The 24,793-nt window shown below is 65.6% G+C and carries 23 protein-coding genes and 1 pseudogene; 9 read left to right on the forward strand and 15 right to left on the reverse strand.

Annotated features, from left to right (window positions below; translation table 11 throughout):
* Positions 1–33: 33 nt before the first annotated feature.
* The 3 genes and pseudogenes from GTV32_RS03475 to GTV32_RS03485 all read right to left on the reverse strand — a co-directional run bounded on the left by GTV32_RS03475 (position 34) and on the right by GTV32_RS03485 (position 2,016).
* The gene (locus GTV32_RS03475) at positions 34–525 is read right to left on the reverse strand and encodes a class I SAM-dependent methyltransferase (protein WP_161058953.1); all 492 of its coding nucleotides are present in this window, start codon (positions 523–525) and stop codon (positions 34–36) included.
* Positions 525–1,081 (reverse strand): annotated as a pseudogene (locus GTV32_RS03480) (dihydrofolate reductase family protein). The gene GTV32_RS03475 and the pseudogene GTV32_RS03480 overlap by 1 nt, the downstream one beginning before the upstream one ends.
* A complete protein-coding gene (locus tag GTV32_RS03485; protein ID WP_161058954.1) occupies positions 1,078–2,016 on the reverse strand; it encodes a helix-turn-helix transcriptional regulator in 939 nt (312 codons plus the stop codon). Before GTV32_RS03485 ends, GTV32_RS03480 begins: the two are co-directional and overlap by 4 nt.
* 156 nt (positions 2,017–2,172) lie before the next feature.
* On the opposite strand from GTV32_RS03485, the gene GTV32_RS03490 reads away from it, so the two are divergent.
* Together GTV32_RS03490 and GTV32_RS03495 are read left to right on the forward strand one after the other, a co-directional pair.
* Positions 2,173–3,987, forward strand: coding sequence for an amidohydrolase family protein (locus tag GTV32_RS03490; protein WP_343287198.1), 1,815 nt, complete (start codon positions 2,173–2,175; stop codon positions 3,985–3,987).
* The gene (locus GTV32_RS03495) at positions 3,977–4,444 is read left to right on the forward strand and encodes a nuclear transport factor 2 family protein (protein ID WP_161058956.1); all 468 of its coding nucleotides are present in this window, start codon (positions 3,977–3,979) and stop codon (positions 4,442–4,444) included. The genes GTV32_RS03490 and GTV32_RS03495 overlap by 11 nt, the downstream gene beginning before the upstream one ends.
* 25 nt (positions 4,445–4,469) lie before the next feature.
* Here the strand turns inward: GTV32_RS03495 and GTV32_RS03500 are convergent, their stop codons facing one another.
* The 6 genes from GTV32_RS03500 to GTV32_RS03525 all read right to left on the reverse strand — a co-directional run bounded on the left by GTV32_RS03500 (position 4,470) and on the right by GTV32_RS03525 (position 11,601).
* The gene (locus GTV32_RS03500; RefSeq protein ID WP_237421672.1) at positions 4,470–6,140 is read right to left on the reverse strand and encodes an alpha/beta-hydrolase family protein; all 1,671 of its coding nucleotides are present in this window, start codon (positions 6,138–6,140) and stop codon (positions 4,470–4,472) included.
* A 107-nt stretch (positions 6,141–6,247) separates the two neighbouring features.
* Entirely contained in the window at positions 6,248–7,351 is a 1,104-nt protein-coding gene (gene ugpC / locus GTV32_RS03505) for a sn-glycerol-3-phosphate ABC transporter ATP-binding protein UgpC (protein WP_161058957.1), read from the reverse strand.
* A gap of 34 nt (positions 7,352–7,385) precedes the next feature.
* Positions 7,386–8,261 carry a carbohydrate ABC transporter permease gene (locus GTV32_RS03510; protein ID WP_161058958.1) on the reverse strand — a complete coding sequence of 292 codons (876 nt, stop codon included), beginning with the start codon at positions 8,259–8,261 and terminating at the stop codon, positions 7,386–7,388.
* Positions 8,261–9,142 carry a sugar ABC transporter permease gene (locus tag GTV32_RS03515; protein ID WP_343287429.1) on the reverse strand — a complete coding sequence of 294 codons (882 nt, stop codon included), beginning with the start codon at positions 9,140–9,142 and terminating at the stop codon, positions 8,261–8,263. The genes GTV32_RS03510 and GTV32_RS03515 overlap by 1 nt, the downstream gene beginning before the upstream one ends.
* Before the next feature lie 81 nt (positions 9,143–9,223).
* The gene (locus GTV32_RS03520) at positions 9,224–10,522 is read right to left on the reverse strand and encodes a sugar ABC transporter substrate-binding protein (protein ID WP_237421673.1); all 1,299 of its coding nucleotides are present in this window, start codon (positions 10,520–10,522) and stop codon (positions 9,224–9,226) included.
* Between the two features lie 89 nt (positions 10,523–10,611).
* Positions 10,612–11,601: a sugar-binding transcriptional regulator gene (locus GTV32_RS03525; RefSeq protein WP_202421595.1), complete on the reverse strand. Its 990-nt coding sequence runs from the start codon at positions 11,599–11,601 to the stop codon at positions 10,612–10,614.
* Between the two features lie 78 nt (positions 11,602–11,679).
* On the opposite strand from GTV32_RS03525, the gene GTV32_RS03530 reads away from it, so the two are divergent.
* The 3 genes from GTV32_RS03530 to xylB are packed head-to-tail and all read left to right on the forward strand — an operon-like array spanning position 11,680 to position 15,643.
* The gene (locus tag GTV32_RS03530) at positions 11,680–12,774 is read left to right on the forward strand and encodes an NAD(P)-dependent alcohol dehydrogenase (RefSeq protein ID WP_237421674.1); all 1,095 of its coding nucleotides are present in this window, start codon (positions 11,680–11,682) and stop codon (positions 12,772–12,774) included.
* Entirely contained in the window at positions 12,771–14,255 is a 1,485-nt protein-coding gene (locus GTV32_RS03535; RefSeq protein WP_161058961.1) for a mannitol dehydrogenase family protein, read from the forward strand. The genes GTV32_RS03530 and GTV32_RS03535 overlap by 4 nt, the downstream gene beginning before the upstream one ends.
* Positions 14,252–15,643 (forward strand): xylulokinase, encoded by a 1,392-nt coding sequence (xylB, locus tag GTV32_RS03540; RefSeq protein ID WP_161058962.1) that lies wholly within the window; start codon positions 14,252–14,254, stop codon positions 15,641–15,643. The genes GTV32_RS03535 and xylB overlap by 4 nt, the downstream gene beginning before the upstream one ends.
* Positions 15,644–15,672: 29 nt before the next feature.
* Here the strand turns inward: xylB and GTV32_RS03545 are convergent, their stop codons facing one another.
* Positions 15,673–16,749: a diacylglycerol kinase gene (locus GTV32_RS03545; protein ID WP_161058963.1), complete on the reverse strand. Its 1,077-nt coding sequence runs from the start codon at positions 16,747–16,749 to the stop codon at positions 15,673–15,675.
* A 129-nt stretch (positions 16,750–16,878) separates the two neighbouring features.
* Between GTV32_RS03545 and GTV32_RS03550 the strand changes: the two genes are divergently transcribed.
* Positions 16,879–17,613 carry a glucose 1-dehydrogenase gene (locus tag GTV32_RS03550; protein WP_161058964.1) on the forward strand — a complete coding sequence of 245 codons (735 nt, stop codon included), beginning with the start codon at positions 16,879–16,881 and terminating at the stop codon, positions 17,611–17,613.
* Between the two features lie 10 nt (positions 17,614–17,623).
* On the opposite strand, the gene GTV32_RS03555 is transcribed toward GTV32_RS03550, so the two are convergent.
* Positions 17,624–18,589: a bile acid:sodium symporter gene (locus tag GTV32_RS03555; RefSeq protein WP_237421475.1), complete on the reverse strand. Its 966-nt coding sequence runs from the start codon at positions 18,587–18,589 to the stop codon at positions 17,624–17,626.
* Between the two features lie 273 nt (positions 18,590–18,862).
* On the opposite strand from GTV32_RS03555, the gene GTV32_RS03560 reads away from it, so the two are divergent.
* The gene (locus tag GTV32_RS03560) at positions 18,863–19,543 is read left to right on the forward strand and encodes a CPBP family intramembrane glutamic endopeptidase (protein ID WP_237421675.1); all 681 of its coding nucleotides are present in this window, start codon (positions 18,863–18,865) and stop codon (positions 19,541–19,543) included.
* A 121-nt stretch (positions 19,544–19,664) separates the two neighbouring features.
* Positions 19,665–19,796: a hypothetical protein gene (locus GTV32_RS23750; RefSeq protein ID WP_272918218.1), complete on the forward strand. Its 132-nt coding sequence runs from the start codon at positions 19,665–19,667 to the stop codon at positions 19,794–19,796.
* A 284-nt stretch (positions 19,797–20,080) separates the two neighbouring features.
* Here GTV32_RS23750 and upp read toward each other — a convergent pair whose 3' ends face one another.
* From upp to GTV32_RS03585, 4 genes are all read right to left on the reverse strand, one after another.
* Positions 20,081–20,710, reverse strand: coding sequence for a uracil phosphoribosyltransferase (gene upp, locus GTV32_RS03570; protein ID WP_161058967.1), 630 nt, complete (start codon positions 20,708–20,710; stop codon positions 20,081–20,083).
* Between the two features lie 18 nt (positions 20,711–20,728).
* On the reverse strand, positions 20,729–21,988 hold the full coding sequence (locus tag GTV32_RS03575; RefSeq protein ID WP_161058968.1) for a URC4/urg3 family protein: 1,260 nt from the start codon (positions 21,986–21,988) through the stop codon (positions 20,729–20,731).
* Complete coding sequence (locus GTV32_RS03580; protein WP_161058969.1) at positions 21,985–23,268, reverse strand: GTP cyclohydrolase II; 1,284 nt, start codon at positions 23,266–23,268, stop codon at positions 21,985–21,987. The genes GTV32_RS03575 and GTV32_RS03580 overlap by 4 nt, the downstream gene beginning before the upstream one ends.
* Positions 23,269–23,396: 128 nt before the next feature.
* Entirely contained in the window at positions 23,397–23,990 is a 594-nt protein-coding gene (locus tag GTV32_RS03585; protein WP_161058970.1) for a class I SAM-dependent methyltransferase, read from the reverse strand.
* 87 nt (positions 23,991–24,077) lie between these two features.
* On the opposite strand from GTV32_RS03585, the gene bluB reads away from it, so the two are divergent.
* On the forward strand, positions 24,078–24,728 hold the full coding sequence (gene bluB / locus GTV32_RS03590; RefSeq protein WP_161058971.1) for a 5,6-dimethylbenzimidazole synthase: 651 nt from the start codon (positions 24,078–24,080) through the stop codon (positions 24,726–24,728).
* The last annotated feature ends 65 nt before the right edge of the window (positions 24,729–24,793 follow it).

A 24,793-nucleotide genomic window follows, 5' to 3' on the forward strand; every position in this document is an offset into this window, starting at 1 on the left:
CCGAGCCTGCATCCCCGCTGGTCGAGTTGTCTGTCACCGCTGGCCGAGCCTGCATCCCCGCTGGTCGAGTAGTCCCGAGCCGCCAGGCGAGGGACGTATCGAGACCACTGCCGCCGTCCCGTCCGGCACGTCGACCCACAGCTGACCGTTCGGGACGAGTACATCCTGCACCCGCACCAGTGCCGCCGCAGCGATCTCTGGATGACGGCCGTCGAAGGCGCCCACCCGAATCGCGAAGGCGAGGTCGAACGGTGGCGTCTGATCCGGCAGCCTGAGTTCTTCGACTGCCGCACAACAGAACTCTATGACTCCCGACGCGATCAGGTCGGTCGACCCGCTGATCGCCCGGCGAATGGCGCGCTCTGATCTGTCGATGGCCAGCACATGGCCGAGTGGTCCGACACGACGCGCCACTTCGCGTGCCGCGGCACCGGGACCGCACCCTACTTCGAGCACTCGAATGCCCGGGCGGAGCGGGAGGGCGTCGACGACGGCGGCCAGACGGTCGGAAAGTGGACGCCGCATCACTCCGCCGGCTTCCGTGGCCCCACCACGCCATACCGTGCGCACACGAAGGCACGATTGCGGTCGACCTCGAGGAGCTCCAGGTCGAATCGCCGTGGGAACAGCGGCCGTCCGGCACCGAGGGTGACCGGAGCGATGGACACGATCACCTCGTCGAGCAATCCGGCCTCGGCGAACTGGCCTGCCAGATCACCACCCCGACAACCCAGATGTCCTTGCCGACCGCTGCCTCGACCAGCGCATCATGATGGTGTTCCGGTGTACCGGAGACGATCCGGATCGACTCCGAGATCGGGGTGAGGTCGCGGTGAGTGAACAGGAAACACGGAATGTCGTACGGCCACGGGTTCCCTTCGGCCATCTCGTGGTCGAGCAGCCATCGGTAGGTCGTCGCGCCCATCACGAGACATCCGATGTCAGCGATGAAGGCGCCGTAGTTCATTGCACCCTCCTCGTCGATCGGCTGTGTGAGAAGCCAATCGAGAGAGTCGTTCTCGTCGGCGAGGTAGCCGTCGAGCGTGCTTGCGGTGTAGTAGCGAACTCTGGTGGGGTTCATGCGAATCCTCCGGATCGATGTCGATGCCACATGATGGGGTCGGGGTCGAGCGGTTGCACATCGATTCCAGCGTCGGCGAGCATCCACCGGACTAATTGGCGACGATGCGCGGAGAAGGTCAGGACGTGTGACCAGATCTGTGACAGGAGAAAGGATTCCGGAGGCTCGCAGATGGCGTCGACGATGCGGTCGGCCCACGCCGCACGCCGCTCGATGTCTCGGGTCAATGCGAGCCATCGGGGCGCGATCTCCTCGTGCAACTCGATCAGTGCAGGCACGTCGTGGGGGCCGTCGAGGCCCGGTTCGTCGGCTCCGTCGATACTTGCCATCCAGGGGGCCTTGTCGGCGACGAGGTGCGTGAGGACGTCGGCGATCGTCTCGTCCGGGCCGGCCCAGGACAGGACACGGTGTCCGGGCAACCGGACCTCGGCATAGGGGGCATCATCGATGTCCTTGGCGGCGGCCAGCAGCGCATCGATGTCGTCGAGATCGTGGCGCACCATCAATGCCACCACATTGCCGGCGGACTCTTCGGACGGCCCGCCGTTGTCGATGTAGAGAACGGTCGGGGAGTGGAAGTGGATGCCGTTCGGTGACGGCAGCCAGTGGCCGTGCTCGGTGCGCGATCCGGAACGGCTCGGCGGATGACCGTATGCCCGGGTGAATGCACGAGCGAAGCCCTCGACCGACTCATACCCCGACGCGAACGCGGTATCGGTGACCGACTGTCCGCGCTGCAACTGCCATGCCGCGCGCTCGAGCATCACGCGCCGTCGGAGTGCGACCGGGGATTCGCCGGTGTGGCGCGCGAGCTGACGACTGAAATGGAACGCCGACGCGTGGGCGCCCGTCGCCATGTCATCGAGCGTGTGGTGTTCGTCGTCGAGTACCGCATCGAGGAGTTCGCGTATCCGGTCGCGACCGGTCTCTGTCATGTGATCAGTATCCGTCGTCGGACGGTCGCCGTGCCCGACCGTTCTTGCTCACCGCGTACCGCGATCGGTCGCGGGCGAGTTGGTCGGGTGTACAAAAACTCGAATATGTCTACTGGATCGTTGACATGGATTCGCGAACACGTCTCTAATGGTCGAGTGACCTACGACACAATCATTCGCAACGGCCTGTGGTTCGACGGAACCGGTGCACCCGCGGCGGTCCGTACCCTCGGCATTCGGGACGGCCAGGTGGCCGTCGTGTCCGTGGACCCGATCGACGAATCCGGGTGCCCTGAGGTGATCGACGCCGAAGGGAAGTGGGTGATGCCGGGGATGGTCGACATCCATACGCACTACGACGTGGAGGTGTTGGCCGAGCCATCGTTGTCGGAGTCGCTGCGGCACGGCGTCACCACCGTGCTCCTCGGATCCTGCTCGTTGTCGACCATCCACGTGGACGGCACCGATGCGGGTGATCTGTTCGGTCGGGTCGAGGCGATTCCCCGTGAGCACGTGATCGAGACGGTCGACCGGCACAAGACATGGTCGGGTCCGAAGGAGTACATCGACGCACTCGAGTCCCGTCCGCTCGGGCCGAACGTGGCAGCCTTCATCGGTCATTCGGATATGCGATCGGCGGTGATGGGCCTCGACCGGGCCACCCGGAAATCGACACGGCCGACGGGGTCCGAGCAGGCGCAGATGGAGCGCTGGCTCGCCGACGCTCTCGAGGTCGGGTTCGTCGGGATGTCGTCACAGCAGTTGCTCTTCGACAAACTCGACGGTGAGACCTGTCGATCGCGTACGTTGCCGTCGACGTATGCCAAACCGCGCGAGCTCCGCAGGTTGAAGGCGCTGCTACGGAAGTCCGGTCGCATCCTGCAGGCGGGACCTGATATCACCAATCCGGTGAATGTCGGGTCCCAGGCGTTCAGGTCCCTTGGCATCGGTCGTCCGCATCTCAAGACGAGCCTGCTCTCGGCCGCCGACATCAAGGCGAATCCGTACGCGATCAAGATCATGGGTCCGCTCGCGGCACTGGTCAACCGTCTCGGCGGTGACTTCCGCTGGCAGCACCTCCCGGTCCCATTCGAGGTGTACGCCGACGGCATCGATCTGGTCATCTTCGAGGAGTTCGGTTCGGGGGCCGCCGCCTTGCACCTCAGGGACGCGATCGCGCGCGACGAGCTACTGCGTGACGAGGAATATCGCAGGCGGTTCCGCAAGGACTACGAATCCAAATACGGGGTGCGCGTGTGGCATCGGGACTTCTTCGACGCCCAGATCGTCGGGTGCCCGGACGAATCGGTGATCGGTAAGTCGTTCGGTCAGGTCGGCCTGGACCGTGGCGGCCTTCACCCGGTGGACGCATTCCTGGACCTCGTACTCGAACATGGCGCCGACTTGCGCTGGCGGACCACGATCTCCAACCACCGTCCCGAGGTGCTGAAGCAGATGGCTCGTGAGCCGGGCATCCAGCTGGGATTCTCGGATGCGGGCGCCCATCTACGGAACATGGCCTTCTACAACTTCGGCCTGCGGTTGTTGCGACATGTCCGCACGGCGGAGCTGGCGGGCGAACCCTTCCTCGACACCGCCGCCGCCGTGCACCGGATGACCGGCGAACTCGCGGACTGGTATGGCATAGACGCGGGTCATCTGCGCCCGGGTGACCGCGCGGATCTGATGATCATCGATCCGGAGCGTCTCGACGAGTCGCTCGACGAGTATGCCGAGGCGCCGGTGCAGGCATACGGCGGCCTCTCCCGCATGGTGAACCGCAATGACGACACTGTCATCGCCGTTTTCGTCAGCGGACGCAAGGTGGTCGACAACGGCGTACCCACCGACATCGTCGGGAGCGTCCGGACCGGACAGTTCCTCCGACATGGCCGCCAAGGGCCTGCCGTACCCGATGAGTCGCTGCCCGCCGTGCCCGCCACCGATTCGGGACTCGCCGATGTCCGCTGAGACCGTCACCGAGCGCGACTCGGCAGCCATCGTTCGCGGACTCTGGTCGGCTCTCGCGCAACGGGATTGGGATGCGGTGATGCCATTCTTGGCGGACGACTGCATCTATGTGGACATGCCGTACGGCCCCACTCTGGCGGCCCGCGGTCCGCACGACATCGTCAAGCGGATCAAGGTCGGGTTCGAACCGCTGGTGGCGTACACCAACCACGATGGTGTGCTGGTCGCAGACGGCGATGACGTGATCTACGAGCACTCCGAACGATGGGAGTGGGGCACGGGCGAGGTCGCGGTGCTCCCGTTCGTCACGGTCCACCGGGTCGTCGACGGCAAGGTGACCTTGTGGAAGGACTACTGGGACGCCGCCACCTTGATCAATTCGGCGCCGCCGACGTGGATGGACGATCTCGCGAAGGCGGATACGAGCTGGGTGTTCGACGCCACCGGCCTGATCTGACAAGTCGCCGGCACCAGCCGCATCGTCAGTCGCGGTTCAGGCGCGGTAGCAACGCCTTGGTCTTGACGTCGGTCCATCCCGGCGGTTCCAGCATTGCCGCCCACGCATACGGGATGGCCGACATGTAATCGTGCCCGTGGCCGTCGGGAACGCTGACGGCCACGGCCATGTCAGCCGAGACCTGCAGGAACGACACGAACGGTATCCACCGCGTCGAGGACAGGACGTCGCGGCCACGGGGCTCGGCCAGCCAGTCCGGTTCGTTGAGGATCAGGTCAGGATTCCACCACGTGATGGGATCACTCGCATGCTGGAGATAGACGATGCGTGACGGATTCCACGGCGCGTCGGGGTGGCCGAGATCCTGCTGATCGGCGATGAAACGAACCTGAGCGCCGTTGTCGTAGATCGGTTGCCACTGTGGTGATCCCGCATCACGATTGGCGGACGTGTCCTTCCAGAGTGTGTTGTTGAAGGTAGGGCCGCTGAACAGCGCGCCGTCGGTGCGGGCCGCGAGTGCCGGGATGCTGCCGAACGCGGCCTCACCCGCAAACGATCCGAGGCTCTCACCGAACACGACGAGCTTGGGTCGGTCGGCCTCCGGTATGGCGGTGACGCGTTCGGACACTGCCTCGAACAGCGCGCGGCCCGCTTGCCGCGCGCGTTCCTTGTCGACGAGGAAGGAGAGCCAGCTCGGCAGATACGAGTACTGCATGCTCACGGTCGCGATGTCACCGTTGTACATGTACTCCAGCGAGTCCACGGTCGCCTTGTTCACCCAACCACTGCCGGTGGTGGAGGCGACCGCGACGATCTCGCGTTGCAATCCGCCGGTGCGCACCAGTTCGTCGGCTGCCAATTCCGCGTTCTCACGGATACTGTCCCCGGACTCCAAACCGGCGTACACCCGGATGGGTTCCGTTGCGGGAGCACCGTTGAACTGCGTCAACGCACCCACATCGGGACCCCGGGAGACAAAGACCCGGCCCTCCCGTCCGAGCGAGTCCCAGGTGACAAGCGAGCCTGGGCCACCGGAACGCAGTGCGGACGTCGGAGGGGAGTTGTCGGCTTTCGTCTCCTCGTTCGCCGCGGCGAAACTCGCGTTGAGCCACTGCATCGAGTACTTGGCGACGACGCCGTTGAGCACGAACACCGTGAGGAGCGCTACCAGACCTGCGCCGATCACGGCCGAGATGCGAGGGGGAGCAACGCGATTGAGCTGACGTACCGACCAGCGCACGGCATAGGCAAAGGCCTGGCCGAGTGACATCAACAGCACGAAGACGATCACGGCGATGACGGCGATGGCCGGAAAGGCCGTCCAGGGCAGGTGCCCGACGTCCATGAGGTCGCGGATGTCGGACTGCCACTGAGAGAACCAGATGAGCATCAGCACGGTCCCGACGATCGCGACGCCCGCGAGGATGAGCCACGACCGACGGCTCGCACTGCGCCACGGCTCGTCACGCGAGATCATGAAGCGCGCCAGCCAGGCGAAGAACACACCGATGCAATAGCCCAGTGCGGCCGACGCCCCACTCACGAGTCCCTGGAACAGGGCGCCGCGCGGCAGAAGCGACGGCGTCATCGACAACCAGACGAAGACGAGGGCCACCGCCATGCCGGTGAAGGCGTAGCGCTGGCGATGGCGATACCACCAACCTCGGGCCTGCGTCGGCTCGACCGGATCGCCCAGCGCGGAGTCGGTGTCGGTCGTCTTCTCGCTGTCGAGTGTCACCGGGTGTGCTCCTGCAATCGTCGGAGCAGTAACAGTATCAGCGCAGACAGCGCCGGTGAGGTACCTCAGCTCAGGCGATTTCCGGTTTCCGGATCGAAGAGGTGGACGGCATGATCCGACTGAAAGAGGCGAACTGCCTCCCCGAGCTTGGCCGGCGCACGGTGCGGAGATCGGGCGACGAGGGTGACTGGATCACCGTCGAGCGTGGCGATCGACGGATCGTCGACCTTCGCGTAGAGATAACTCTCGCTGCCCAATTCCTCGAGGAGTGCTACGTCGGCGCCGATGCCGCGGTCGCCGCCGATCGCCAGATGCTCGGGCCGGATACCGACGATCACCGTCGACAGCCCGGAGCCGCGCAACAACCCCTTCGCCTCGTCGTCCAGATCGACAGTCGCACCGGCGATCGAGATGGATCCATCGGTGACGGGTGCGGTGAACAGGTTCATGGCGGGAGAGCCGATGAAGCCGGCGACGAAGGCATTGACAGGTTTGTCGTAGAGGTCAGCAGGGGTGGCGAACTGTTGGAGAGCACCGTCTTTGAGGACGGCGACGCGGTCGCCCATGGTCATGGCCTCGACTTGGTCGTGGGTGACGTAGACGGTGGTGGTGCCGAGACGTCGTTGCAGGGCGGCGATCTGAGTGCGGGTCTGCACCCGAAGTTTCGCGTCGAGGTTCGACAGCGGTTCGTCCATGCAGAAGACCTGGGGTTCGCGGACGATCGCGCGGCCCATGGCGACGCGCTGGCGTTGCCCGCCTGACAGTTTGGCGGGTTTGCGGTCGAGGTAGTCGGTGAGGTCGAGGAGCTTGGCGGCCTCGGCGACCTTCTTCTTGCGTTCGTCGGTGGGGATGCCGCGCATCTTGAGTGCGAAGCCCATGTTCTCCCCGACCGTCTTGTTGGGGTAGAGGGCGTAGTTCTGGAAGACCATGGCGATGTCGCGGTCTTTGGGGGCGACGCCGACCATGTTGTGGCCACCGATGCGGATCTGGCCGGAGTCGATCTCCTCGAGGCCGGCAAGCATGCGCAGGGCGGTGGATTTGCCCGAGCCCGAGGGGCCGACGAGGACGACGAACTCGCCGTCATTGATGTCGAGGTTGAGGCGGTCGACGGCGAGTTTGTCGGCGCCGGGGTAGACGCAGCATGCGTCGTCGTAGGTGATGGAAGCCATGATGGTTCTCCTGGATTCGAGGGAAGTGGGGTGGCTACTTGATGGCGCCGAACGACAGACCGCGGACGAGTTTGTTCTGGGCGATCCAGCCGCAGATCACGACCGGCAAGGCGGCCAGCACCGACGCGGCCGACAGTTGCGCCCAGTAGAGTCCTTGCCCGGACATGAAGCCGGTGAGGAACACCGGCATGGTCTGGGCGTTGACGGCGGTCATGTTGACGGCGAAGAAGAATTCGTTCCACGAGAAGATCACGCAGATCAATGCGGTCGCCGCGATGCCGGGTGAGATCAGTGGCAGGATCACCTCGCGGACCGAGGTCCACAGGCTGGCACCGTCGATGCTGGCGGCCTCCAACAGTTCGCCCGGGACCTCGAGGAAGAACGACCGCATCATCCACACCGCGATGGGCAGGTTCATCGCTGTGTAGAGGATGATCAGTGTCCAGATGTTATCGAGCATGCCGATGCGGCCGACGATCACGTACAGCGGGATGATCGCGGCGACGATCGGCAGCATCTTGGTGCTGATGAAGAAGAACAGGGCGTCCTGGGTATTGCGTACCGGACGGAGTGACAGCGCGAAGGCTGCCGGTACACCCAGCGCCAGCACCAGAATCGTCGAGACGATGGTCGCGAACAACGAATTCAGCAGAGGTGTGCCGATCCCGGCGTCGAACACCTCCTTGAACTGTTGCAAGGTCGGCGTGAAGATGAACGTCGGTGGGTTGGTTGCCGCGTCGCTTTCTTTCTTGAACGCCGTCAACACCATCCACAACACCGGAAAGAAGAAGCCCAGCGCGAGGATCCAGGTGAACACGGTGAGCAGTACGCCGCGCGGATTGCGCCGGCGGGAGATCTCCACACCATCGATGGTGCTCGACGACGCGCGAGACCCGGTCGTGGTACTCATCAGACTGCCTCCTCGTTCCCGGTGAAGCTCTTGAAGATCAAGCGCAGGGCCAGTGAGGCTACGACGATCGTGCCGATGACGGTGACCACGCCCATTGCGGCCGCCTGGCCGATGTCGAAGCCGAGGAAGGCCCGTTGGTAGATGTAGAACGGCAGGTTCGCCGAGGACACCCCCGGACCGCCGGAGGTCATCATGTACACCGCGTCAAAGGTGTTCACCAAGTAGATGGCACCGAGGACCGCGCCGAGTTCGATGAACCGTCGCAGATGGGGCAGTGTCAATTCACGGAACAACCGAAGGCTCGTCGCGCCATCGACCCGCGCCGCCTCGGTGATGTCATTTGGCATCGACTGCAGTCCTGCGAGGATCAGCAGCATCATGAACGGCGTCCACTGCCAGACCAATTCGGCGATCACACTCATCAACGGGTACTGGCTGAGCCAGTCGGTGTGAACGCCGAACGGGCTCAATGCCCAGTTGACCAGACCGTTGGTCGGGGAGAGCAGGCTGGTCTTCCAGAGCAGCGCGGCGGCCACCGGGGTCACCAGGAACGGGGTGATCAGCAGCGTGCGAACGATCCCGCGGCCCAGGAACTTCCGATCCAACAGCAACGCAAAGATCAGTCCCAGGATCACCGACACGATCACCGTGCCCACGATCAACAGGATCGTGTTGAGGGTGACCCGCCAGAACTGCGCGTCGGTGAACACAGCTGTGTAGTTGTCGAACCCGACGAAACTCCGTGAGCCCGGACGGACGAGGTTCCAGGACTGGGTGGAATAGAAGAGAGTGAACAGGAAGGGGATCTGCGTCACCACGATCATGAAGATCAGTGCCGGCAGCAGCGGTCCCCGTCTGCGCCATCCCTCGGCGCGTGAGATGTGATCTCGCCGTGAGGTCGTCGGCGGTTCGGACCGTGGTTGTGGATCAGCCCCGGGTTGGGCGAGTGCGGTGGCCACGTCTCACCTCTCCTTCTGGTAGGTCTTGCCGACCGTCTCGGCGTACTTCTGACTCTGTTCGAGTGCCTGGTCGACACTGATCTGCCCGGCGATCGCCGCCGAGATCTGCTGGCTGACACGGGTGCCGAGATCCTGGAACTCCGGTATCGACAGGAATTGGATACCTGTATAGGGGACCGGTTTCACGGTCGGCTTGAGCTGATCCGCCGTGGTCATCGCCGACAACGTCGCATCTGCGAACGGTTCTGAGATGGCCTGGTAGGCGGGCAGTTGGTAGGTCGACATGCGGCTACCGGGCGGGATGTGACTGGCGCCGAGGGTGTCGGCGACATGCTGAATGTAGGCGCGGTTGGTCATCCAGTCGATGAACTTCCACGCGTCGTCGCGTTTCTCACTGCTCGTCGGTATGCCGAGCGACCAGGTGTAGAGCCAGCCGTTGTCGGACTTGGCCATCGAGGGTGCCGGCAGGTACCCCACGTTGCCTGCGATCGTCGACGTGTCCGGACTCTCGAGGACGGAGACCGCCGACGTGGCGTCGTACCACATCGCGGCCTGACCCTGCGACAGCAGATTGCCGCACTCCTGGAACCCTGACGAAGCGGCTCCGGGCTCGCCGGACTTCCGAACGGTGTCGACGTAGAACTTCACTGCCGCCTCGACTTCCGGACTGGTCAACTGGGCGTTCCAGTCCTCGTCGTACCAGCGTCCGCCGAATGCGTTGATGACCGTGTTCAGCGGCGCCATGAGCTCACCCCAACCCGGTTTGCCGCGTAGGCAGATCCCGGAGACACCGTTCGTGGTGAGCTTGGCTGCGGCATCGGCGACCTGCGGCCAGGTGGGTTTCGCCGGCAGGGACACCCCTGCATCGGCGAACATCTTCTTGTTGTACATGAGGAACGACGACTCGCCGTAGAACGGAGCGGAGTACATCGAACCCTTGTACGAGAGAGCGGTTTTGAGAGTCGGAACAAAGTCGTCCGCGGCATACGTGGGGTCGGCGTCCATGTACGGCGTGAGATTGACGAGCCAACCGTTCTCGGCCCACATCGGCGTCTCGTAGTTGCTGATCATCACCACATCGAACTCTCCGCCGCCGGTCGACACCGAGGCGGTGATCTTGGCCCTCGCCTCGTTCTCCGACAGGGTCACGAACTTGAGCTTGACGCCCGGGTTCTGCTGTTCGAACTGGCTGGACAACTTGACGGCGTCCTGCATCTGGGAATTGGAGACCATCGCGATGGTCAGCGCGTCGCTGCCGCCGTCGGTGAGAGAGCCGGCCCCGGAGCATGCCGTGCTCACCATCGCCAGGGCGGCGGCGATACACACCGCAACCGTTCTGCCGCGGCGCGCGACCCTGCCGGTGCGCCGGGCAGGCTTCGGTTCTTCGGCCATCAGTGATCACCTTTCTTCTGGGCGACAAGCCATTCGGCGGTGGAGATGTCGGTGACGAGAATCGTGGCGTAGCCGCCGCGGAGCGCGCCGAGGATGGAGTCACGGCGGTGTTCGCCACCGGAGACGAGGATGGACGTGGGGCAGGCACGCACGGAGTCGAGCGGGACCGACACGGTCCGGTCGGCCAGGGAGGAGTCGACCGCGGTGCCGTGGGCGTCGTAGAAGCGGCCGCCGATCTCACCGACCGCGCCGAGCTCCTCGAGCTCGTCGAGCACGACCGCATCGATGAACGCGCCTTCGAAAAGGGTGGTCGAAGTGGAGACCGACCCGACGCCGAACAGCATCACATCTGCCGACCGGGCAGCCGACAATGACTGTGAGAGAATCGAATCCCGCTGCAAGGCGGATACGGTCTCGGGGTCGGCGTAGAGAGGTGCGACAAGTCGCATCGGCTGTGCGTGCAGTCGGTCGGACAGGCGGGACAGTGCGTGGTCGACGCCGGTGTGGTACTCGACAGATGTCATCGAACCGTCCATCTGGACAACCCGCCTGCACGAGGAGTTGGCCGGCATGGCGTCGGCAACGGCCACCTGCTCGGGGCCCCACGTGAAGCCGAGGACGTCGGTCGGCTGGACGCGGCGACCGAGGACCGAAGCGCCGGCCCGGCCCAGCGCCGCGTTGCCTGTCGCGGTGCCATCGGCGAGTTCATCGATGACGAGCACCTCGTCGAGACCGAATGCGTTCTCGACGAGACGCTCCACCTCGGTGTGGATGGACGCGTTGAGATGCGCGGGCGCGGTCACCGTGACCTGCACCAGGCCCTGTGCTCGAGCGCGGGCGACAAGCCGCCCGGCAGTGGGGCGGGAGACACCCAACCGAGACGCGATCTCGGCCTGGGTGAGTCCTTCGAGGTGATACATGGTCGCCGCGCGCACCAGGAGCCGCAGGTCGTGGCCGGCGTCGGGGGTGGTCTTCGCGGGAGCCGTCATCGGATATACCTCACGGTCGCTCGTGAGCATCTGCTCACTAGCCGGGAATATGCTCAGTACGCTAACATCGCCTCTGTGATGTACGCAACAACCGATGTCGAGAGTGATCTGGGTGCCCGCACGATGCGCGCGAGTGTTCTGCACCCGGGTGGCGGACTGACTGTCGAGGAGCGCCCTGTCCCGAGTCCTGGTCCCGGCGAAGTCCTGATCCAGGTCAGTGCGGTGGGAGTCTGCGGGTCCGACGCTCACTACATGCGCCACGGACGCATCGGAACCCATGTGGTCGAGGCGCCGTTGATCCTCGGACACGAGGCGGCCGGACAGATCGTGGCGGTGGGGTCTGGAGTCGCAGGGTCGCGGATCGGCAGGCGGGTCTCGATCGAGCCGCAGACGCCGGATCCGACGACGTCCGAGTCGCGCCGCGGTCTCTACAACCTCTGTCCGCACATGCGGTTCTTCGCCACGCCTCCGGTCGACGGTGCGCTCTGTGAGTACGTCACCATCGGTGCTTCGTTCGCCCACGATGTGCCCGACACCGTCAGCGATGATGCTGCCGCGCTCTGTGAACCGCTGTCGGTCGGGATCGCGGCAGTCCGTAAAGCGGCTCTCGGAATGGGGGATTCGGTGATGATCGCCGGTGCGGGACCCATCGGCCTGATGTGTGCGCAGGTCTCTCGGGCGGTGGGGGCCACCAGAATCGTCGTGAGCGAGCCAGATCCGGCCCGGCGCAGCGGTGCCGCCCGGTTCGGGGCGACCGAGATGATCGAGCCCGGGTCTCCGGTGCTCCCCGTCGACGCGTTCATCGATGCCAGCGGTGTGGAGGCCGCAGTGGTGGCGGGTATCGCCGCGTTGCGGCCCGCCGGACGGGCGGTACTGGTCGGGATGGGTGCCGACGAGATGACGTTGCCTGTGACGGTCATCCAGAACCGTGAGATCGTCTTGACCGGCGTGTTCCGGTACGCGAACACGTGGCCGACCGCGATCTCGTTGATCACCTCCGGACGTTTGGATCTCGACGCGATGGTCACCGGTAGGTTCGGTCTCGACGACGCACGCGCCGCACTCGAGGCCGATCGCACTCCCGGCAGCATCAAGGCAATCATCCATCCGGGCATGCCTCGGTGCGAATCGTCGTCGGGGACCGGGACCACCACGAAGGGACGTGACAGGTGACCGACGCATCTGAGTTGAGCCAATCGCAGCTGCCGTTCGTCGTCGGAACTCCGACCCCGCAGTACGACCGGGCGCGGTTGCGTACCGGCATCGTGCATTTCGGGGTCGGCGGATTCCATCGGGCGCACCAGGCCATGTATCTCGATCGTTTGCTCGCCACAGGTGGTGACGACGCGCTCGCCTGGGGCATCTGCGGTGTCGGTGTGCGGCCGGCGGACGCAGCAATGCGCGATGCGCTGATTCCGCAGGACGGTCTGTACAGCTTGACCCTCAAACACCCTGAGGGTGGTGTCGAGACGACGGTGATCGGCTCCATCGCCGACTATCTCTACGCGCCCGACGACCCGGAGCGCGTCGTCGAGCGCCTGGCATCGCCCGATACCGAGATCGTGTCGCTGACGGTGACCGAAGGGGGCTACAACTTCTCCCCGACGACCGGAGAGTTCGACACAGAGAATCCCGAGATCGTCGCCGATCTTGCCGATGATGCCGTTCCGCGAACAGTTTTCGGCCTGGTGACCGAGGCCTTGCGGCGGCGGCGTGCCCAGGGCGTCCCGTCGTTCACCGTGATGTCCTGCGACAACATCCAGGGAAATGGTGATGTGGCGAAATCGACGTTTCTCGCATTCGCGCGGCTCAAGGATGCAGAACTGGCCTGCTGGATCGAAGAGCACACCCGGTTCCCGAACTCGATGGTCGACCGGATCACTCCGGCCACTCCGCCGGACCTGCGCGCCGAGGTGCGATCCCGGACCGGGATCGATGACCGCTGGCCGGTGGTCGCCGAACCGTTCACCCAGTGGGTGCTCGAGGACGACTTCTCCATGGGGCGACCGCGGTTGGAAGATGTCGGTGTGCAGGTGGTCGACGACGTCACGCCCTACGAGCTGATGAAACTCCGGTTGCTCAACGCGGGCCATCAGGCGCTCTGCTACTTCGGATACCTTCTCGGCTATCGATATGTTCACGACGCGACGTCGGACCCGCTGATCGCCACTCTGCTGCGTCGCTATATGTCCGAGGAGGGGCGGCCGACGCTGCGCGCGGTCCCCGGTGTCGATCTCGACGATTACACCGAGACCCTGATCACGCGGTTCTCGAATCCGGCGATCGCCGACACGATTGCGCGGCTGTGTCAGGACTCGTCCGACCGGATCCCCAAATGGCTGGTACCGGTCATCCGAGAGCGAATCGCCGCCGGTGGCGACGTCACGCTGGCGGCTGCAGTGGTCGCCAGTTGGACCCGGTACGCCGAGGGCACCGACGAGCAGGGTGATCCGATCGAGGTGGTCGATCCGCTGTCCGAACTGCTCGTGACCCGTGCACGCCGATCACGAAGCGAGCCGCTCGCCTTCGTCGCCGACGAGTGGCTGTTCGGCGACCTCTCCGAGGAGGAGGTGTTCACGAATCCGTATCTGGCAGCACTTGATTCGCTTCGGGTGCGGGGAGCGCGCGCGACACTGGAAGGAGTGCTCGGATGAGTCTGGTTGCTGGGGTCGATTCGTCCACCCAATCGTGCAAGGTCGTGGTGTGCGATGCCGAGACCGGCGTGATCGTCCGGGTGGGCAAGGCGGCGCACCCGGCGGGGACCGAGGTGAACCCGGAGCACTGGTGGACTGCGCTCGAGAATGCGGTCCGCGCAGCCGGTGGGCTCGACGACGTCGACGCGATGTCGATCTCCGGACAGCAACACGGCCTGATCTGTCTCGACGGTGCCGGCGAGGTGATCCGGGATGCGCTGTTGTGGAACGACACCCGATCGGCGTCGAGTGCCGCAGCCCTTGTCGACGAGCTGGGCGGCGCCGACGAGTGGGCGGCGCGGGTCGGCGTGGTCCCGGTCGCCGCGATCACCGCGGCCAAGTTGCGGTGGGTCGCCGACAACGAACCCGATGTCGCAGACGCGACCGCCGCGGTCTGTCTGCCACACGACTGGTTGACCTGGCGGCTGCGCGGAGCCGATGGGATCGAGACGCTGGTGACGGACCGAAGCGATGCCTCCGGCACCGGATACTTCGCAGCCGCCGACAACTCGTACCGGCCAGAACTTCTCGAACTCGCCTTCGGAGGCCGGCGGCCGGTGCTGCCCCGGGTGCTGGAACCGAACGCCTCGGCGGGTCGCACGCGTGGTGGCGCTCTGCTCGGGGCAGGCGCAGGCGACAACGCGTCGGCAGCGCTCGGCCTGGCCGCCGGACCTGGTGATTGCGTGGTGTCCCTGGGGACTTCGGGTGTGGTGAGTGCGGTCACCGACACACCACCTCGCGACGGGTCAGGGCTCGTCGCCGGCTTCGCCGACGCAACTGGCCGGCAACTACCACTCGTGTGCACGCTCAACGGGGCTCCGGTACTCGCGGCCACCGCGGCGACGCTGGGGGTCGACCTCGACGAGTTCGGTGAGCTCGCCCTGAGCGCGGAACCGGGCGCGGGCGGCCTGGTCATGGTGCCGTACCTGTCCGGCGAGCGCTCTCCCAACCTTCCGGATGCCACCGGCTCTGTCGTCGGCATCACCGGTGACAACTGGACTCCCGCCAATGTCGCGCGGGCATCTGTGGAGGGTCTCCTGTGCTCGCTCTCGTACTGCCTCGAGTTGATCGATGCGCAGGGGATCGGCATCGATCGGATCGTGATGATCGGCGGAGGGGCACGGTCGGCGGCGGTGCTGTCGATCGCCCCCGGGCTCTTCGGTCGGGCCGTGACGGTTCCCGCGGCCGGAGAGTATGTGGCCCTCGGTGCGGCACGACAGGCGGCCTGGACGCTCACGGGTGAATTGCCCAGATGGGATCTCGCGGCGGATCACCACGACGTCGTGGACCGCGAGAGTGACGTCTACCGTCGCTACGTGGCCGCGACCGGACTGATCCTCACCCGCTGAGACTCATTCGGCCACACAGGGGTGGATCGTCAGGACGTGACGGTGCCCGCCGCGGTCACCAGCGGCAGGTCGAGTGTGGTCCGGATTCCCGGTGGGCCGTCGACGACGGCGGGGATGGCGTTCACGATGCGTCCTGCCGCGGCGACGATTGCCGCGTGGTTGTGATCTCCGTGCTCACTGGTCGGACAGATGTCGACCCGGTATGAAGGCTCGCCGACGATCTCGACGCGGTAGCAGCCGCCCGGTTGGGACGGACGTGCCCAACCGTCACCCACATCGTCCCTGAGACGGGTGACGTGCTCGATGACGATGAAGGGCTTCTCGGCAACCATGCCGATGATCTCGAAGCGGACTGCTGCGCGTGTCCCGGCCGCGATGTGTCCGGACGCGATGTCGAAATCATCGGGGGCGGGCAGGTCCTCGTATCGCTCGACGATCTCGTCGACCTCGACCCCGAGGCCCGCGGCGAGCTGGCGAATCGTGGTGCCCCAAGCCAATCCGAGGACACCGGGAAGAAACAGCATGGGGGTCTCATCCATTGGCTTGCCGAATCCCATGACGTCGAACATCACGGTGGCGCCGTCGTAGGTCGCGTAGTCGGCGATCTCCATGCATCGCACCTGCTCGATGTGCTGGCATGTCCCGGCAAAGGCCAGCGGGATCAGATCGTTCGCGAACCCCGGGTCGACTCCGGTGATGAAGATGCTCGACCCGTTCGTTTCGGCGGCCGACTCGACCTTTGCGATCACCTTCGGAGGCATTGCGCCCCACGGATACTGCAGCGTTCCGGGCGCAGAACCAACCACATCGATGCCCGCAGTCAGCAGCCGCACACAGTCGTCGAGAGATTCGACCGGACGGGTATCGCCCATTGCGCAGTAGACCGCGCAGTCGGGTCGGGCGGCGATGATCGAGTCCAGATCGTCCGTGGCGACCACGCCCGTCGGCGTGTGATCCAAGCCGGCCAGTTCGGCCGCATCCTTGCCCACCTTCGCCGGCGAGGACACGAACAGTCCCACGAGGTCGAAGCGCGGGTCGTCGATCAGCTGGCGCAGTGCCAGGCGGCCGACGTTTCCGGTTCCGACGTGGGCCACGCGGATCGGCATGGGAGTGCTCCTTGTCCTGGTCAGGGTGAACAAATGTCCGGACTGCTGTCCACCCCAGTACATCACGCGCGGCGCCGGGGCGGTAGAACCTGTTCTCATTTCGGGCTCGCCCAGGTAACCTGGCTCGCCATGGGACGTGTAGATGACAAGGTCGCGCTGATCAGCGGTGGTTCACGAGGGATGGGGGCATCGCACGCGCGCATGCTCGTCGACGAAGGCGCCAAGGTGGTCATCGGTGACATCCTCGACGATGAGGGCAAGGCACTCGCCGACGAACTCGGGGCCGCTGCGCGCTATGTCCACCTCGACGTGACGTCGCCGGACGACTGGGCCGCGGCGGTCACCACAGCCGTCGACGAGTTCGGCAAGCTCAATGTGCTCGTGAACAACGCGGGCATCGTCAACGGGAGTTCGCTGGAGAAGTTTCGTCTCGACAAGTGGAAACAGATCATCGATGTCAACCTGACGGGCACCTTCATCGGCATGCAGGTGGCGGTCGAGCCGATGATCGCGGCCGGTGGCGGCTCGATCATCAACGTGTCGTCGGTCGAGGGGTTGCGCGGCAGCCCGTGGGCCCACGGCTACGTCGCCTCGAAGTGGGGTGTGCGGGGGCTCGCGAAATCCGCAGCACTCGAACTCGCGCCGCACAACATCCGCGTCAACTCGATCCACCCGGGGATGATCCGCACGCCGATGACCGAAGGCCTGCCCGACGACATCATCAAGACACCGCTCGGCCGGCCCGCCGAGTCCAGTGAGGTGTCGACGTTCATCGTGTTCTTGGCGAGCGACGAGTCGTCTTACGCGACCGGTGCCGAGTTCGTGATGGACGGCGGACTGACCGCTGACGTTCCGCACAACTGACGGATGTCTGTCACCGAGTGACCCTCGGGATGATCGCCACGAGCGCGACCATCCCGAGGATCTCGATGAGAGTCTGGGTGACGACCGCCGAGGCGGCCACCTCGAAGCCCGGGGGCAGGGACAGCGCGAGCGGCAACACGACGAGTGAGTTGCGAGTGGCACCGGAGAACGCGATGGCCCGTCGCCCCGCCGGGTCGATCCGGGTGACGCGGCCGATCACAAGGCCGATGACGGTCATGACCACCAGGAAGAGCGCATACACCGGGATCAGTTCGGCAACGTCTCGTCCGTGGTCGCCGAGAGTGTGGACCTGTGACGCCACCACGACCGCGAGGACGGTCGCCATCAGCGGCACCATGGTGGTCTCGGCACCGTGGCGAAATCGTTGCGCCTGAACCGATCGCGCGGCGGAGATCTGGGTGGCCCAGGCAAGCGCCAGAGGGATGACGATCAACACGACGAACGCCGTGACGAACGGTGCCACGTCCACGATGTCGGCCAGTTCGCTCCCCATGAACGCCGTGAGAAACAGCGGTAGGAGCGCCATCTGGACGATCAGCAAGATGGGTGTGGCCGCGAGCAGTCGACGATTGTCACCGCCGGCCAGTCCGCTGAAGACGATCACGTAGTCGACGCACGGGCACAACAGCACGAGCAGGACTCCGACGCGGATCGCCGGATTCCCGGGCAGCAACGGGTAGATCGCGGCAACGACCATCGGAACCACGACGAAGTTCACCCCGAGGAGCACAGCCATGAACCGCGTGTCACGCAACGCCGTGCCCACATTCGCGACAGGCACCTGCAGGAATGTGACATACAGCAGGGCGGCGATCGCCGGATTGATCGCGTGGCCGAGTATCGGTCCGAGTGTGGTCGAGCCGACACCGAGCACCGTGCCGATGCCGATGGCACCCAGATAGATCGGTATCTGGTGCCGTTCCATCACTTCGGTGACGCTGCCGTGTCGAGACATCAGACCATTGGACCATTGTCTGTCACGAGCGATGAGCGTTCCGTCGGCGCACGGTTATCGCAGCGGAGTGCAGGTTCTTCCGGGTACGTTCGTGCAGACGGTGAATCCGACCAGAGGATGTGCGATGGACCGGTGGCAGCGCGCGTCAGCGTGTGGTCGTCGTCCTCGGGTCGCTGACGAGGCGTGGCGGTCGAGACCATGACGTCACGTGAACCGGTGCCCGAAGATTCCGGCCACCCCCGAGCAGAGGCGTCCCGCGCACGCTCGGCGTGGATGCTCGCGGGGGTGGTCGTATTCCTGGTGGCCACCAACGTCGTCGCCCATTTCACCGGACATTGGGCCGGCATCGTCGCGGTGCCGCTGGCAGCCGTGCTACTCGTGGCGGCCACCCGCCTGGCAGGACTCCGATGGCGTGAGATGGGCCTGAGCCGTTCGGAGTTGCGGGCCGGGGTTCCCTATGCCGTGGCCGCCGTGGTGGTTGTGTTCGCGGTTGTCTCGGTGGCTGTGGCGATTCCGGCAACCCGACAGTTCTTCCTGTCGGACCGGTACGACAGTGCGTCCGAGGCGGCGCTGGCGGCGCTCGTGGTGATCCCCTTGCAGACGGTGTTGCCCGAGGAACTGCTGTTTCGCGGAATCTTGCAGGGGACACTGGCCAGGTTGTTCGGCGTCCGCGCGACGTTGGGTCTGGGCGCCCTCGCGTTCGGGCTGTGGCACATCAGCTCATCACTCGGGTTGACGTCGGGAAACGCCGGGCTCAGCGGAGTTCTCGGCTCGGGGACGCTTGGGCAGGTCGCCGGGATCCTCGGTGCGGTGGTGGCGACAGCTGCGGCCGGGTTGGTCCTGGGATGGCTGCGGTATCGCGCTGACAGTCTGCTGGCCCCGATCGCACTGCATTGGGCGCTGAATGCGATCGGGGCAATCGGTGCCGCGGTCGCCTGGCAGTTGCCCTCGTGACGGGGTCACTCGCCGTCCGGTAGCCCCCGCGATCGGCGCGATTCACACTGTGGAGTTGTCAATGAACACAGGTCTTCTGGTGTGGTAACCGCTCGGACTGCGGACGGCAGGATGTCCGTCGATGCCGACGACGATGTCCCAGCCGTTGTGGTGGGCGTCGGCGTGGCAGGACGGGCACGGTGGGCATCCGTTGGCCAGGCAGGTGTCGCCGCCGTCGGACCGGCGCACGATGTGGTGGGCACCTCGGTTGTGATCGATGCGTCGCAATACAATTGGCGCAGCGTGGTCGCGGTGCCCGATCTTCCGAACTGTAATGAGGCGCCGGTAGTTCTGTCGCCTGGGACTGTGATCGGGACTTGTGTGGTTGGCGCAGATGCGGTGTCGCTGCAGCGAGCGGCGATGTCGAGGATGGCCTCCAGCGCATCGGCCTGCCGGCGTTCGGTGCAACGGGAGTCAGGAGATCCATCGGGTTCGGGTCGCGGCACCGCCAATCCTGCGATCGCGGTGTCACAGGGCGCCGGCGAGCGCCCTGACGTGTCAGGTCGTGCCGAATATCCGGTCGCCGGCGTCGCCGATCCCCGGGACGATATAGCCGTTCTCATCGAGTCCGCGGTCGACCGCGGCGGTGAAGATCGGGACGTCGGGGTGAGCGTCGTGCAGTGCTGCGATGCCTTCGGGACAGGTCAACAGACACACGAACTTGATCGACCGGGGCGAGTACTCCTTGATCCGGTCGACGGCCGCGACGGCCGAGTTCCCGGTGGCCAACATGGGATCTGCGACCACCACATCACGTTCGGACAGTTCGCCCGGCATCTTGAAGTAGTACTCGATGGCGACCCGCGTCTTCGGGTCCCGGTAGAGGCCGATGTGGCCCACGCGAGCGCCGGGGACCACGGTCAACATCCCGTCGACAATGCCGGTGCCGGCGCGCAGTAGCGAGGCGAACACCACCTTCTTGCCGTCGATGACGTTCGCCGTCATGGTTTCCAGTGGTGTCTCGATGGTGATCGGCTGCATCGGCATGTCGTGCAGGACCTCATAGGCCATGAGTGTGGAGATCTCGTTCAGGAGTCGGCGGAAATCGTTGGTGGAGGTGTCCTTCCGGCGCATAAGGGTGAGTTTGTGCTGCACCAATGGGTGTTCGATGAGAACGACGTCGTCCATCTGTGGTGTTCCTTTGTGCTAGAAGACGGTGCCGTCACTGGCGACGGTGAGGGGTGGCAAGCCATCGCGAAGGTCGGCGGCGAGTGTGCGTCCGGCTGCCCAGGTGCCACCCTCCAGGACACACGCCAGTGGCATACTCGCCTTCTCGACCCCCAGGGAGTCACGGACCAGGGGAGCGAGCTCGTCGATGAGACGTGTGGTGAGTGCTCGCCATTCGACCACGAGTTCATCACCGGGCGACCACGTCCGGCTCGCGAGGGCCTTATCGCGGAGCCGGATGACGCCGGTGTCGAGGAGCAGCCCGCCGTTGCGGTACTCCGGTAGTGGCGTCAGTTTGTCGATACTGGTGACCTCGATGCCGGTCCACATCAGCGGCTCGAGGAGCGAGTAGGTCAGCCACTGGGAGAGCTTGTGGAACGGCATCCATCCGGCGGTCACACCGGGGCCGCTCACCGAGTCGTGGCGCCAGCAATCACCGAGCGGCCGATCGTCGATCACGTTGTCGGAGGGCCAGATTCCCGACAACTCGCAGAGCAGTGCGCCCAGGATGTCGGTTGCGGATACCGTGGCTCCATCCGACGAGAAGGCAAAGTCGAGTAGGTGACCTGGTCTGCCGGACGGACCGAACGTATCCGGCCGGCAGGCCAGGGTGGCACCGAGGCGGCGGAGCAGCTCCACCCGCCCGTGCACGCCGACCAGCGGATTGGCCGGACCCACCTGCAAGGCGGCCCCGAGCGCCTCCGGCGTGAGGCGTTGCAGCGCTTGCGCGTCCACCTGCAACGGTCGTCCGGGGTCGCTGGAGAATTCGCCCGCCACGAATGCATGCCAACTCGCGACCGCCAGACCCTCGGACCTGCCGATCCGGAGGCCGGTGGCAGCCTCGTGGAACTCCCAGCCGGGGCCTGCCCCGGCGTCGAGCAACACGCTGATCACGGCCAGGTCGATCAGTGCGCGGGCGCGGTCGACCGGATCGGTGGGCAACCGATCGTCGATCGTCGCCAGGCGATCGACACCGCCGCTCTCGAAGTGTCGCCACCGACTGTGGAACGGGATGACAAGATCTGGGTATCGGCGCCTGGTCACCGCGGCGACCTCGTCTGCAGCGATCGCCATCGCGTCATCGTCGACGGTGAACCACCGCGACTCCCCGCTGCGGGCCCGTGTCAGGAGCTCGGCTGCCCGATCCCGAATTGCGCTGGTGGTGCGGAGCAGTTCGATGCCCCGGTGGACGTCACTCGCGGGCTGCGCCGCGACGCGCTGGGCGGGATCGGCGATCATGCGTCCAGACCTCGGCCCTTGGCCTTGCCGAGTTCGACGGCGTCCGGCACGGGTCCTGGTGTGAAGTAGCCGGCGGCGGTCTTGGCGTCGATCTCCACCTGTGCGTCCTCGGGAATCAGATAGTCGGGGATGTTGACCCGCTCGCCGACCTCGATCCCGGATCCAGTGATGGCGTCGTACTTCATGTTGCTCATCGAGACGAGCCGGTGGATCTTGCGGACGCCGAGCCACTGCAACACGTCGGGCATCAGTTCCTGGAATCGCATGTCCTGCACGCCCGCAACGCATTCGGTACGGGCGAAATACTTATCGGCGGTGTCGCCGCCCTTCTGACGTTTGCGCGCGTTGTACACGAGGAACTTGGTCACCTCGCCGAGTGCGCGCCCTTCCTTGCGCGAATACGCGACGAGGCCGACGCCCCCGCGCTGTGCGCCTTGGATGCACTCCTCGATGGCGTGCGTCAGATAGGGGCGGCAAGTGCAGATGTCGGACCCGAAGACGTCAGAGCCGTTGCACTCGTCGTGGACCCGGGCGGTGAGTTCGACGCCGGGGTCGGCGAGGTCGGCGGCGTTGCCGAAGATGTACACGGTCTGACCTCCGATGGGCGGCAGGAACACCTCCAGATCGGTGCGGGTGACCAGTTCGGGATACATGCCACCGGTCTCTTCGAACAGCACGCGGCGAAGTTCGGCCTCGGTACACCCGAAGCGCTCTGCGACGCTCGGCAGGTGCCACACCGGTTCGATCGCGGCCTTGGTGACCGCGGCGGCGCCCGAGGTGAGGAGATGACGTCCGTCGGGCTGTAACCGTCCCTTGGCGATGGCATCGGCGATCTCCGGGACCACCACGTGTGCCTTGGTGATCGCAATTGTGGGACGGATGTCGTGGCCCGCAGCCAGTTCGGCCCCGAAGGCCTCGGCCGTCATCGCGCCCCACGGATCGAGGCTGACGATCGCACCGGGCTCCGACCACTGCGGGTACGGACCGATCACGTCGGTGGGCGCGGTGTCGGTGAGGTCGGCGCGATGCTCGCGGGACAGGGCCCCGGCGGCCACGGCGAGTGCACGGTAGACGCTGTACGAACCGCTGTGGGTGCCGATGACATTTCGATGCGCACGACTCGTCGTGGTCCCGACGACAGGCCCCCGCTCGTCGGCGGTCGGCGCTGCCCACCGAATGGGCAGAGCGCCGGATCCGGCGCTGTGCGATGTCAGTCGGATATGGCCGCCGCCACCGGGTGTGGGCGGTGGAACGGGCTTCGCATTCAGCTCTGCGGTCATCGTCGCTCCTGTCCATCCTCGGCAACCGGGTGGCGCCCTGGCCGTCCGAGGAAACCGCCAGCATAACGATTACCTCCAGCGTATGCCGGGTGACCGGATCCGGCGAGGAGCCCGACCGCGTCCCGATGTCACCGCACGCGCTGGTGCGCCGTCACCGCGTAGCCGTCGTCGCCGAACGGTTGCCGGTCCCAGGTGGCCCACCGGCCCGCCGGCGTCAGGCCGGCCGCCGCCGCATATCGGTCATAGTCGTCGAGCGAGATCCGATCCGGTCGGAGCGCGAAGCCCGCGACGAGTCGCCCGCCGGGCCGTAGATGTCGCGAGAGCTGAGCGATCACCGTCTCCTCGGTGCCCGGATGCAGGAAGATCATGACATTGCCGGCCAGTACGACGACATCGAAGAGTTCGTCGGCGAGGTGCGTGTCGAGGTCGGCGAGATCAGCGTGTATCCACTCGATCTCAGGGTCGTTGCGGCGCGCCGTGGCCAGCATCGTGGTGTCGGCGTCCACGCCCACCACCTCGACGCCTCGGCGACGGAGTTCGATGGCGACACGGCCGGTGCCGCAGCCGGCATCGAGGACGCGTGTGCCGCCGACCTCCTCGAGTACCGATGCCACGAGGTCGGCTTCGCCGTGGATGTCCTGCCCGGCTGCCGCCATCTGTGACCACCTGGCATCGTAGGCGTCGCCCTTCGGTGCGTCGGTCTCGTCCCATCGAGTGCCCATGTGTTCATCCTGGCACGCGGTGGGTCGCTTGCGGCCGTCCGGAGGTGAGGATCGGTTGGACAAGAGCGGCATGATGGGGGATCGGTGATGGATGTCTACGAGGCGATCGGCGCACGACGGGACGTGCGGAACGAGTTCAGCGGCGACGTTGTCGACGACAACCGGTTGTCGCGGGTTCTCGAGGCGGCACACGCCGCTCCGAGCGTCGGCAACACCCAGCCGTGGGACTTCGTCGTGGTCCAGGATGGCGCGACCCTGCGCCGGTTCGCCGAGCACGTGGCAGGCTGCCGCGCCGATTTCGCGCGATCCCTGCCTGCGGATCGGGCAGCGACCTTTGGCCCGATAGTCGTCGAGGGCATCGAACAATCGGGCACCGGCATCGTGGTCACCTACGACGCCGATCGGGGCGGACGGCACATCCTCGGCAGGCACACGATCGATTCGACCGGCCGGCTCTCGGTCGGGTTGGCGATCCAGAACCTCTGGCTCGCAGCGACTGCCGAGGGGCTTGGCGTCGGCTGGGTTTCGTTCTATCAGGAACCATTCCTGCGAGAGCTCGTCGACGTACCGGGATCTGTGGAGGTGATCGCCTGGTTGTGCGTGGGGCCCGTGACACAACTCCAGAGCGTGCCCGATCTCGAGCGATTCGGCTGGCGTACTCGACGATCATTGTCGGAGGCGGTGCATCGGGAGAGCTTCGGCTCCCCGGTTGCCTTCGACGGCTCGGGTGCCCCGTGAGCAAACAGAACGGCGCCCCTCCCGCCCTGAGCGGAAGGGGCGCCGTCGCCTCCGGGCCCGGACGG

Source organism: Gordonia sp. SID5947, assembly GCF_009862785.1.
Classification (GTDB): domain Bacteria; phylum Actinomycetota; class Actinomycetes; order Mycobacteriales; family Mycobacteriaceae; genus Gordonia.